The 12340-nt window shown below is 33.8% G+C and carries 12 protein-coding genes; all 12 read right to left on the reverse strand.

The features are described from left to right. Positions 1-60: 60 nt before the first annotated feature. The 12 genes from GXK57_RS20540 to GXK57_RS20595 all read right to left on the reverse strand — a co-directional run bounded on the left by GXK57_RS20540 (position 61) and on the right by GXK57_RS20595 (position 12284). Entirely contained in the window at positions 61-1386 is a 1326-nt protein-coding gene (locus GXK57_RS20540) for a 6-phospho-alpha-glucosidase (protein ID WP_160679897.1), read from the reverse strand. A 60-nt stretch (positions 1387-1446) separates the two neighbouring features. Further along, positions 1447-3042 (reverse strand): alpha-glucoside-specific PTS transporter subunit IIBC, encoded by a 1596-nt coding sequence (locus GXK57_RS20545; protein ID WP_160679898.1) that lies wholly within the window; start codon positions 3040-3042, stop codon positions 1447-1449. 994 nt (positions 3043-4036) lie between these two features. Further along, positions 4037-4804, reverse strand: coding sequence for a MurR/RpiR family transcriptional regulator (locus GXK57_RS20550; protein ID WP_160679899.1), 768 nt, complete (start codon positions 4802-4804; stop codon positions 4037-4039). 73 nt (positions 4805-4877) lie between these two features. Then, a complete protein-coding gene (locus GXK57_RS20555) occupies positions 4878-5249 on the reverse strand; it encodes an ester cyclase (RefSeq protein WP_160679900.1) in 372 nt (123 codons plus the stop codon). A gap of 21 nt (positions 5250-5270) precedes the next feature. Continuing rightward, a complete protein-coding gene (locus tag GXK57_RS20560) occupies positions 5271-5756 on the reverse strand; it encodes a flavodoxin (protein WP_160679901.1) in 486 nt (161 codons plus the stop codon). Positions 5757-5917: 161 nt separating this feature from the next. Then, a complete protein-coding gene (locus GXK57_RS20565) occupies positions 5918-8575 on the reverse strand; it encodes a TetM/TetW/TetO/TetS family tetracycline resistance ribosomal protection protein (RefSeq protein WP_160679902.1) in 2658 nt (885 codons plus the stop codon). Positions 8576-9401: 826 nt separating this feature from the next. Continuing rightward, positions 9402-9806 carry a hypothetical protein gene (locus GXK57_RS20570; protein WP_160679903.1) on the reverse strand — a complete coding sequence of 135 codons (405 nt, stop codon included), beginning with the start codon at positions 9804-9806 and terminating at the stop codon, positions 9402-9404. Between the two features lie 191 nt (positions 9807-9997). Beyond that, a complete protein-coding gene (locus GXK57_RS20575) occupies positions 9998-10318 on the reverse strand; it encodes a hypothetical protein (protein ID WP_160679904.1) in 321 nt (106 codons plus the stop codon). 25 nt (positions 10319-10343) lie between these two features. After that, positions 10344-10604: a TfoX/Sxy family protein gene (locus GXK57_RS20580; protein ID WP_160679905.1), complete on the reverse strand. Its 261-nt coding sequence runs from the start codon at positions 10602-10604 to the stop codon at positions 10344-10346. A gap of 237 nt (positions 10605-10841) precedes the next feature. Further along, complete coding sequence (locus GXK57_RS20585) at positions 10842-11222, reverse strand: hypothetical protein (protein ID WP_160679906.1); 381 nt, start codon at positions 11220-11222, stop codon at positions 10842-10844. A 125-nt stretch (positions 11223-11347) separates the two neighbouring features. Beyond that, a complete protein-coding gene (locus GXK57_RS20590) occupies positions 11348-11791 on the reverse strand; it encodes a VOC family protein (RefSeq protein ID WP_160679907.1) in 444 nt (147 codons plus the stop codon). A gap of 1 nt (position 11792) precedes the next feature. Then, entirely contained in the window at positions 11793-12284 is a 492-nt protein-coding gene (locus GXK57_RS20595) for a hypothetical protein (RefSeq protein ID WP_160679908.1), read from the reverse strand. Positions 12285-12340 lie beyond the last annotated feature (56 nt).

Consider the following 12340-nt stretch of genomic DNA (forward strand, 5'->3'; position numbering starts at 1 on the left):
TCTCAATTCACCTAAGATTCAAATATATTTTTCAACTAGTTCTTATTTTCTTAATTTTTGCTAATGTAATTCTGGCCAGTAATCTTTATTTACTTCTATCAATTCATCTAATATTTGCTTAGCTACTTTTGCACTATGAACAGTCTTAGAAAGTGTTATAGCTTGCCATAGTTTTTGATAGGATTGTTCTGACCAAGCTTCAACTACTAATTTTTCCACAGACACTTGTTGTTCCATAAGTCCCTTTTGAAATTGAGGTATCTTTCCTATTGCTAATGGTTCTGGGCCATTGCTGCCAACTATGCAAGGTATTTCAACCATTCCTGTGTGATCGAAATTTTCGATTGAACCATTGTTAGGTACTATCAATAACATTCTTTCGTGGGTGTTATATGCAATAGCTCTTGCTAAATCCACTATATAGGAAGCGTGTTCATCTATTTCCATCTTACAACCTTCTGTAGACTGATTTTCTATAACCTTTCTGCATTCGCCAAATACAAACTTTTCACGACCATCCATTACCTCATTTGCCCTTGTATATTCTTTGTTAGAGTGTTCAACCACGTAATCAGGAAACAAATAATATTTCAAATAAGTATTAGGTAGTGTACTAGGATCTACTGCATATACATCCTTAGCTTTAACAAAAGTATCATTCCAACTAGCATCAGTATGTTGATTATCTCCTTTTTCGGCTACATAACCATACTTTGCAACATGCTGCTTTAACCTTGGCATTAAGTCATTGCCAGCTTTGTCGCGGATATCTGTCCACCATCCAAAATGGTTAAGCCCATAATATTTAACAGTCATTTCTTTTCTTGATTGTAAGCCTAGTATCTCTGCCATTCTTGTTTCTATACCTATTGGCATATCACAGATGTTTAATATTTTTGAGTCTGGTCTTAGCTTTCTTGTTGCCTCTGCCACTATTGCAGCTGGATTAGAATAGTTCAGCATCCATGCACCGGGTGAATACTTTTCCATATAGTCTAGAATTTCAATAACTCCACCTATAGATCTCATTCCATAAGCTATTCCTCCTGGTCCACAGGTTTCTTGTCCAACAACTCCATATTTTAATGGAATTTTTTCATCCAATTCACGCATTGCGTATTTACCAACTCTTATATGTGCCATAACAAAATCAACATCAGTAAAAGCTTCTTCTGGATCTGTAGTTGCTAAAAACTCTATTTCAGGTGCCTTTTCTTTTAAAATTATCTCGCAGGCTCCAGCTACTGTTGCTTGCCTATCTTTATCATTATCATAAAATTTAAGCTTTCTTATAGGAAACTTATTTAGATTGTCTAGTAACATTAATACTATGCCAGGAGTGAAAGTACTTCCTCCTCCTGCTATTACCACTGAGAATTTTTTCATATCTCTTCCTCCTCAAATCTTTTAATTTTTTCTATATTAATTTAAAATTTTATTATTGATCTATGATCTTATAAGCAAGGCTTCAAACTCTTCTCTAACCTGAGGGACTGACAATCCAACTATTACTTGAATAGCCTTTCCATTTCTCACTACCCCATGAGCTCCAGCACTTTTAAAGACACTATCTGGTGATAATTTGTTTTCATCATTTACAGTTATACGTAATCTAGTAGCACAATTAGTGACATCAGCTATGTTTTCACTTCCCCCTAAGGCTTCTAGAATTTGCATAGCTTGACTTTCTTTTTTTGATTCCTTCTTAGTTTCTCCATCAGCACCCTTTCTTGCTTTATAATCAGCTTTTGTATAAAGTTTTGTCTCCTCGTCCTCTGGCTCACGTCCTGGAGTTGCGAAGTTGAACTTTAATATTAAGAAACGAAATACTAAGAAATATATTCCTGTAAAACACAAACCTATTATTATCTGAGTTATATAAGTACCTGGGTGATATTTAAATAATGGCAGCCAGTTTTGTGCAAACCAGTCTATTAATCCTCCTCCAAAATTACCTACTACACCAAAAGCATACTCAGTTGCTGCTAAGGTTGCAGCTAGAACAGCATGTACAGCAAATAACGCTGGTGCTATAAATAAGAAGGTAAATTCAAGTGGTTCAGTTATACCAGCCACAATAGCGGTTATTGTTGCAGGTATAAGTAACCCAGCCACAACTTTTTTCTTTTCAGGTTTAGAGGTTGAATAAATAGCTAAAGCTATACCTGCACATCCAAATATCTTAGAAGAGCCATGAAGTGCAAAACCTCCAGCTGGGAACATCTGCTTTAAAGAATGTGCACTTGTTGCAAAGTCTGATAAGTGCTTTGGCCAGTAGGAAGCAATACCATCTGGTACTACTGCTGGTCCAAAAATAAATGGTCCGTAGATGAAGTGATGCAACCCTGTTGGAATCAAAATACGTTCTAAGAAGGTATATATCCAAACTCCTATGACACCAGAGGAAGCTAAAAACCCTTGTAGTGCTCCTATTCCCCCTTGAACCTTTGGCCAAACTAAACACATTAATAAAGCCGTTGGAAGCATTATCAAAAATCCTATCATTGCCACAAAAACCGACCCTTGAAAGATTCCTAAGTAAGCTGGTAACCTCTTTTCAAAAAACTTTCCATGTAAGTATACAGCTATACCTGCAATTAAGATTGCGCCTATCATTCCAGTATCAAGAGTCTTTATACCTGCAATCATTGCTAGTCCACTAGACACCCCGTTAGTTACCCCAGGTGCTAAATCAAAATTAACCCCAAACCTTGAACCTGAAAGAGTAAGAATAGCATTAATAAAATAGTTAAAGGTCAAATATATCAATAAAGCTTCTAGGCAAGCTCGAGCTTGTGCTTTTTTTGCTAATGCAATTGGTAACCCAACTACAAATAATAGTGGTAATTGATTAAATACTGTCCACCCACCTTGTTGAACTACATACCAAAAGCTGTACCATGCTGTGCCTTTGGCTGCTATTGGCCCCATAATATCTGCATTGGTAAACAATATAGAGAACCCCACTACCATACCATAGAAAGCGAAGAATAAAACTGGAACAAACATAGCAGCACCAAAGCGCTGAATTTTTTGCATCATTATTTATGACCTCCTCAAAATTTATTATCAATTACCATTGACATATATGAAGAATTTACTTCTCCATCTGCTTCTTATTACTGCGTTCTTTTGTTTAGATCTTTTCCTTAATTATGTTGCTACATCTTTTTGTTGGGTTGTTGTTTTGCTAGATTCATTTGCTACATTATTTTGCTGGAGCTTTTTTTAATGTGTTATCATTGGTTAGATTATTTAATACAGAATGTCTTAAGACTTGCTATGTTTTTTGAATATTTTTTATAGATATACCTTTCAAAATAAAATTATAAATCAATAATTATGGATGTACCTCTTCATGATAAAATTTATACTTTCAAGTTCTACTATTATAAACACTAAAACTTTTGAAAATAGATTTTGAATAGAATTGATACATCTTTATATCAAGATATCTTGTATGAGTTTATAGTATCAATTGATAAAAACCTTTTCAATGACTTTACGCCATTTAATTCTTATGTACATTTTTAAGTTGTTCTCACATAATTTGTGCAGCCTCACAGATATTTTTAACTTTTATCTATCCTTGTTAGTTATGTTACTGCCAAGTGTATTTTTTTACGATATATGTTATAGAACTTTACTAAACTTTTAATATTGTATGGTTAAATAACTTCAAGACTTCATAGCTAAATATGAATAAGAAAGGCTTTACATTATGCTTTTGGAGCCTTTTAGTGTTCTTTGGATATTCCCAGGAAAAAGTAAGGGTTTCTCATTATACTTTGTTGGGACTTTAACGTTCATGGTGAATTCCTAAACAGCAAAAAAGCCATAGACTTAAGAAACTACGTGCTTCCTATATCCAAGGCTTTTAAAACATTTATAAAAAAACTGCTTTGCAGCAATTTTTCAACTTTAACTATTAAGTTATACATGGCTAAAGTTCATCGGTACATGATGTTTGAAGCTGCATAACTTAAGTTTCCGTAATTAAACCCTACAACTTCTATTCATATCTATAATGTTATAATTACTGCACTCTCTTTTTTAATTGAGCTAAATATGTAACATATTTTAGAAATAACATTTCAGTCAGAATAAAGTACTGTCCTACATTTTCAAAGTTAACCACATCTTTTATTTTTATCTGGTTTGTAATGATATATAAGTTTTGATCACATAACCTAGCTATTGAGTTGTCTGATAGCTTTGTAATAGAAATAGAAGGTATATTCTTAAGCTTTATCTTTTTTGCATGTTCTACTGCAGACTTTTTTTCACCAGATAATGATATAATTACAATTAAGTCTTCATCTGTAGCTGTCTCTAACACCGTATCCATTTCAGCCTCTCCATGTAAGGTAACAAAAAATTTATTTACATTTATAAAATGTCTTTTAAGCTCATTTGCTGCAGCAACTTGCACAGTCCCAGTTCCATAAACAAAAAGATGTTTTGCATTATAGATCATACTACATATTTCAAAAAGATTTTTTTCTCTCATATCTTTTATTGTTTTGTAATAATCTTGATAAACATCTTCTACACTACTGTCTTCAGTATTATCAGCCTCATCAAGCTCTAATTTTAACCTTACCTTAAACTCTCCGAACCCTGCCAAAGATAGCTTCTGAGTAAATCTTGAAATTGTGGTTCTTGAAATGTTACATTTCTTCGCTAACTCGTCAATAGACATTGTACAACATTGTCGCCTATTATTGCTTATATACTTCCATATATGAACGTCATTTTCATTTAGCTTATCAAAACTATTATTAACTAATTCTTCTAACTTCATGTTTACTTCCTATCTTTGAAATAGCCTTTTTATCTATATTATAACATTACAAACTTTTTATGTAAATTTTTCATTAGAACATACTATTTTCATTAGGAGAATCTTGAGATACCTCTTGAGATATATCCCACAGCTCAGCTATTTTATCTCCTTCAAATCGGTACATATGTACAACTGCTACCTCTTTATCTTCTGTAATCTTAACATGAGAAAACAAGGTAACGTATGGCATCTCAGCAACTACAAGCTTTATAGTCAGCTTTTTATTTGGAAACATTTCATTACTTTGTATCATAGCTTGCAGAAGTGATTCTCTATCAGCTTTAAAGAAGCCATTATGATGCTTGAAGTTAGGCAATGTATAAAAATCATAAACTTCTCGTACATTGCCAGTTATAACACCTTGAAGAAAAGCTTTTGCTATCTCTTTATGTTTGTTTTCCATAGTTTTTCCCTCTTTTCAAGTTTAGTTTTCACAATTGCTTTTCGTCCCAATTGCCTTAAGCCAATTTGCAATCTCTTCCGCTTGAGCAATGCCATTTACTGCAATGCCAGAAAGTATTGTAACTTCTGCACACTCCTTAGCAATATCCTTTTCAATCTGTCCAAAACCACCGCCTCCATGAGTGCAAAATGGAATTACAGTTTTTCCTGCAAAATTATGATGTCTAAGAAAACTCATCACTGGTGGTGCTACTGTTTTAAACCAGTTAGGCGATCCTATAAATATGGTGTCATAATCATCTATAGATTCATTGCCTGATATCAATTTAGGACAGAAACCTCTAGAAATTTCATTTCTTACTTCTTTTGCAGCGGTATTGTAATCAAAGGAATATGGCTTTTCAGTAACTAATTCCCTTATACTCCCTCCAGTTTGTTTTGATATTTCCTCCGCTAATTTCTTAGTATTTTGGAAAAGTGAATAATATACAACTAATGTATTCCCCATAGATTTTATTTCCTTTCTTCTGTCTATAGAAAAGAAGAAGGCCTCTACTGAAAGAGGCTTTTAGCTTTATTGGCGTATGCTTCTAGCTATTGATATATTAAAATGATCTTATTTGCCGTTCTACAAGCCATTACTTGGCCCAGTTAACTTAACTTAGTATCTTAATGTTCTTCTTCCTCTTTAAAAAGTTCCTTCATTTTCCGCTTTGATTCGGTGGATAATGTATCACCTAAAAAGTTACGTTCAGTTTTATCAATGACCTGCTGTTCCTGCTTCATAGCTGCGTTAGTTGCTTCAATTTCAAGCTTGAGTTCTCTGGCAGATAATAGCAGACTTCCTTTACCTCGAACAATCATTTGCTGCAAACCATCGGAGGTTGCAACCACGATATTGTATTTTGCATTATTGTCATGGGCAAACTTTTCGATATACTGGTCTGCAGTTTGTGCTTCCCTAGTATATACCACGTGGATATTATGATAATCTATCATTTCTTCTACATGTCCTTGAACCTTATAAGCATCAAAGACTAAAATTATGTGACATTTCTTAACACCCTGATAATTGCTCAGGATATCAATCAATTTCATTCTGGCCCCATCCATATTGTCATCTATCATAGCTTTCAGTTCTGGCCAGGCGTGTATAATGTTGTATCCATCCACAAGCAGGTACTCTTCTCTGATGGTCTCTTGCCAGCTGTCACTCCCTAGGTTTGATGGCTTATAGTAGCTTTCAGATGCTGTTCTGCCCCTTTTCCAGATTGATTTTTTTCCTTGGTTAGAGTAAAAGGTTTTATTTATAATCTGATCAATCTCGTCTGTACTTATAAATCTTTCTTCTGTATAGGTTACTTGGTTTTGTGGCACTTCATTTGATACCGCTATCTTTTCCTTAAGATAGCTTTCTAAATGCATATAGTCCTTTACTTCATACCATTCAACAACAAAACCTGAGCCATGTGCGCAGAATACAGAGCTAGTAGGATTAGCTATATCTCTTGTTGGGTCATAACCAATACGATTAACCACTTCATCAGTATTTTTGCATGGCTCATAGCCCTTTAGATTTAGAAATAACCTGCCATGTCCTTTAGTGTAAGCAACAACCTCTTTTTGGTAGTTTCTCATGCTACTTACAGGTGCACTGCCCACAATAACTGCATTTTCACTATCTGAATGAGATACTTCACAAGTACCATTCATTTTATCTATATCTGTCATAGCTCTTCCCACTAATTTTTCTGGCAGCTCTAGCTGAAAGGAATAATAAGGTTCTAATAACACAGACTCTGCTTCCATAAGTCCTTGTCTTAAAGCACGCCAGGTAGCTTCTCTAAAGTCTCCACCTTCTGTGTGCTTGTTGTGTGCTCTACCAGAAACCAAAGTAATCACAATGTCGGTAATTTCTGAACCTGTTAGTACTCCCTTATGAACCTTCTCTTCAAGATGATGCAACACTAGTCTTTGCCAGCTTCCTCCAAGAATGTCTTCACTACATTTGGTTTGAAGCTTTAACCCACTTCCTATTTCACCTGGTTCTAATAGCAGATGTACCTCAGCATAATGCCTCAGTGGCTCAAAGTGTCCCACTCCTTCAACAACATTATTTATTGTTTCTTTGTATATTATACCTCCAGTATCAAAGGTCACATCAATTCCAAAACGATTCTTTATCAAACTCTGAAGTATTTCAATCTGAACTTCCCCCATGATTCTAACCTGAATTTCCTGCAGTTCCTCATCCCACACAATATGAAGCTCCGGGTCTTCTTCCTCTATCTGTCGAAGCTTCGGAATCATTACTCTAGGATCGCAGTCCTCTGGCAGTATCATCTGATAAGAAAGTACTGGCTCTAAAATTGGAGCACCTGATGCCTCTTCTATTCCAAGACCTTCTCCTGGCATAGATTTACTGAGTCCTGTCACCGCACACACTGCTCCTGCTTCTATTTCATTCACAGCTTCAAACTTCTGACCAGAATAGATGCGAATCTGATTGACCTTCTCTTCCCAGTCACTACCCTTAAGTATATCCCTTACCTTTAATTTTCCACCAGTAATCTTCATATGTGTAAGACGATTTCCTTGATCATCTCTTGTCACCTTAAATATTTTAGCTCCAAAGTCCTTTGGATACGAAGGTAAGCTTACATATTCAGCGGTACACTGAAGAAGCTCCTCCACACCAGTTAGCTTTAAGGCTGATCCAAAAATGCAAGGGAATACCCTTCTTTCACTAACAGCTTTTTTTATCTGAGGAGCTTCAATTTGCCCATTTTCCAAAAATGCTTCCATCATGCTTTCTCCACACATAGCTAGTTCATCGTAAAACGCTTCTGTCTTAACCTTATCGAATTCAATACACCCATCACTTAATTGATTTTTAAGTTCTTTCATTAAGTTAGTCTTATCAGTCCCATACTGATCCATCTTGTTAACAAATATAAAAACTGGAATATTATATAGTTCCAAAAGCCTCCATAAGGTCTTTGTGTGTCCCTGAATTCCATCGGCACCGCTTACAACTAAAATAGCATAATCAAGTACCTTTAGTGTTCTCTCCATTTCCGCAGAAAAATCTACATGTCCAGGGGTATCAAGAAGCATTATCTCAGTACCAGAGTTTTCAAATACCGCCTGCTTAGAAAAAATGGTTATTCCCCTTTCCTTCTCCAGCTCATAAGTATCTAAATAAGCATCTTTATTATCAACTCTTCCTAGTTTTCCTATCTTACCGCTCATATAAAGCAACGCCTCTGATAAGGTCGTCTTCCCAGCATCTACATGGGCCAATATCCCAATCACTAATTTTCTCATTTTCATCAAATCCTTTATTTTTCTTCAGTTCCTTAGACTTACGATCCTTGGAATTTAGTATGTAAATTTAATTATCTCAAAATTCTATAACTTATATTTATTTAGTATTATATCATACAGGGACTATAGGGACTAGGGGACAGAACTATTGTCCCAGCAACTTAAATCTAGGGACAGATGGACGGAGCTCTTGTCCCATTGATTAGAGTCCTAAAAACAACTTATTTCTTTTGCAATATAGGGTTCTAAATTATGCTATTAGATTAGAAATATTGCAAAAATCATGAGGAACTACTATTTTCACTATTAAATAATGCATGTATTAATCAAATCTATTAGGGATGTACCATTTCAAGCCAAAATCCATTTTCAAGGCTTCTCTGAGCTCTGAGCAGAGAATATTTTATTATGAAGTGGTACCTCTATATTAGCTTAAAAAACCCTGCTGAGTTTTAGCAGAGTTTTAAAATAAAGGTTTAATTATATAGTTTTGCTTTTTCTTGTCCGCTATGCAAGTATAGGTGACTAAGTTTTGTAATAACCATTTATATAAAGTAGTTTTTTCTAAATTGGTGGTAATATCGTTATCTAAAAACAACCCTTCTTTATTTAGAATACGCAGATTAAATTTGGAACTTATGCTATAGAGATTATATTTTCACCAGTAAAATCCCTTAAAAATCTCTTTGGCTAGTAATCTAACTAAATAAATTTACTTGGACTAGTACATATATAGGTAACAATTGAATATGAAATATATAGAAACCAGCTCTTGGATTTATTATAAGCGACATATACACCAAATGCTTACAATCCTATCACAAAATTATTGATAATATATATCTAACTTTTCCCACACACCATCTTTTATTGAAAATATAGCTCTTAGTTCTATATTTACAAATTCGCCCCAATACCCCATTACTACTTTATCTTTCTCAAAAGTAATCCATGAAAGAGACACCATATAGTTTCTAATATCAAATTTGCCCTGCTCAAATGTGCTCTCACAAAATTTTTGTACAATATTATCAGCTTCTTTAATATACCTTAAAAAGCTTACTACTATGTCATTACTTATGTTTTCATGTCCATCTACTTCTATGGAAAAATCTAATTCTGTAGAGTCAAGCGTTACTGTGCTTTGTGTTTTATCTTCTCGCTCCCAGGCTTCCACAATAATATCTTCAGGATATCGATTTAATTTAATTTCATATTTTGAACTGTCCATTGGATTATATTCCTCTCAACCTTCTTATATCTATTTTTAAAACACAACTTATTTCTCTTTAAACTTCAAACATATTATTTATGTTAAATAGTACTATGGCTTAATTTATACCAGTTCCTCAATCCCAGTTTTTTGTTACTATAGGGCATGTATAAATTAATAGTTGAAGTCTTAGACCTATATATAATTATTTATAAGGGATAAACTTTTTTGCAATTCTCAAATTCATCGCAATCTGCTTTAGAAATATATATTTCCACTGCTTTTGACAAATCATTTTCTACAAAGGTTTCTTTCTTAATTATATCAATTATAAATGCATAATTCTGTTCTGCCGACTCTGTTTTCATCCAAATACCAATTGGATTATTGGTTCCTTCTAAATAATCATAACCATTATCTATTATCTTTTTATCTGATAATTCTTCAATTCTATCAGGTACAATATAGCGCAAGTCTAAATCAGGATTTTCTAATAATTCAGGGTTTAACTTAATTACTATTGTCTCCATATAACCTCTTCCTCTCAAAAGCTCGCTATTTAATCTTATGAGCATTATAAAATTCTTTTAAATCTGCTTTGCGTTCCTGTGACAGAGCGGTTTTCTTGATACCATGAATTGCACCTTCCAGCGCTAGCAATCTATGAATACACGCAGAAACATCAATTTCTTGTATTTTAAGCCATGCCTTTTCCGCACCAATATCCTTTAATTCATCATAAGTAAAAATGCCTACTTCATTTAACTGTCTTTCAACTTCCGCTCCTATATTAGGTAGTTTTGATAACTCTCCCATAGTGAAACTTCCTTTCAACATCATATTGGTAATGGTTGTGTTTTTACTATTACAGCATATTATGTAAACTTTTTTCTATGATACTTATTTTACTTTCATTAAATAATATTACGGATGTACACCTCCACTGAAGCCACTTTCTTCAGTGAATTTTTTGCTCATCTGACTTTTCTAAGGTACATGATGGAAATCTGACAAGAGCTTTGACCATAGATTGAGGATTAAATCAGTAAAGCTTCAACTTCTTGGGATATTCTCTCCGTCCCCTAGTAGCTCTGTTATTAATGCTTTTGAGATATTCATTGCTTCTATTATGTTGTTTAAACGAGTATGACTTGATGTGCCCTCATCAAATTTTAGCTGTGCTTTTTCACATTTACTGATTATTGAGCTTATTGGACTTAACGCTTGTATTAATTCTTCCTTTGTGTATTGCTCCATAACATTTTCACCTGTTATAAGTGCCTTTGAAATGTACATTGCTTTTATCCTATTCTTCAGAAGTGTGTGTTGAGACGTTCCCTCTGCGAATTTGGGTTGCATTTTTTCACAATTACTTATAGTTGAAACTACAACCTTTAGAGCCTTTTCTAGTTGTTCTTTTGTAAATTTATCCATACCTTTTCACCTCAAGTCTATGTTATTAGTGGTAAGTTTCTCATATCCTAGGTTTGCAAATTAAATACAATCACTTATCCATATTTATTTTTCTTCAACTCAATTCTGCAATGCTTTCGACCATATCAACTCATTTTGGGTACATATGTACCTGTAATCTCTATGGCGTTACCATCTGGATCTTCCACTTGAAAATAATAATATGGCATTACATTATTCACATACTTAATATCGGTGACTAAATCGCTTATATTTAAATTTATAATTCTCACACGCTCTTTCTCTAAGTCTTCAGTCCAAAAATTTAATACAAATTTATTGGTATTTGCTGACTCTGCAATAGCGACAAGATTATCAAACTTTTCTATATATTGTCCACTTCGTGTTGTTAGTTCAGGATTCAGGTAGTCAAAATAACCGTTCATTATAGATATGTTATGTCCTTCGAATTCAAACTGAGCAAACCGTTCCATATTTTTTGCAGTTACATTCATCTCTAGTAGTTTTTCATAAAACCTTATTGACTTGTAAAAATCCTTAACTATTAAATAGATTGATCCTAAATGCATTTTATCCCTCCCTCAATAAAAAAGCTTTAAGTTTCTCTTCCAAAGCAGTCAAATCCGGATACTCTTTCTTCAATCTAGTCATGTTTCTCAAAAGTAAATTACAATATTCATTTTTTTCTTCTATCAACTTGTCACATAACTTATTTATTAATTTTATATTATTTTCTCTATTGTATTGTGCTACTGATAGCAATGCAATTGAGTAAAAATAACCTATGACATCAAAACCGGATAGAATTGGATTCTCATTTGGCACAGCCCATTTTTCAATTATTGCTGCTATAGCAAAAACAAGAGCTTCATCCTCTGCGAATGATTCCATTCGCAAATATTCTTTCACTGTAACTGGTGCATGGGTAAATGTTGCTGTCTTTTTACAATACTTCCACGCTACTTCCCATTCCTCTTCATCACTTATTTGTTCACGAAGCAACTTATATAATTGTCTCTTTTTGGCGATTTGCTCGATGCTTTGCCCTGTTATAACTACCATGTAACTTCCCCCTCATTACTAAATAATTTCTATGATGAAACTTGATTTAAAATTTA

It is taken from the genome of Clostridium sp. C8-1-8, assembly GCF_009928445.1.
GTDB lineage: Bacteria > Bacillota > Clostridia > Clostridiales > Clostridiaceae > Clostridium_AR.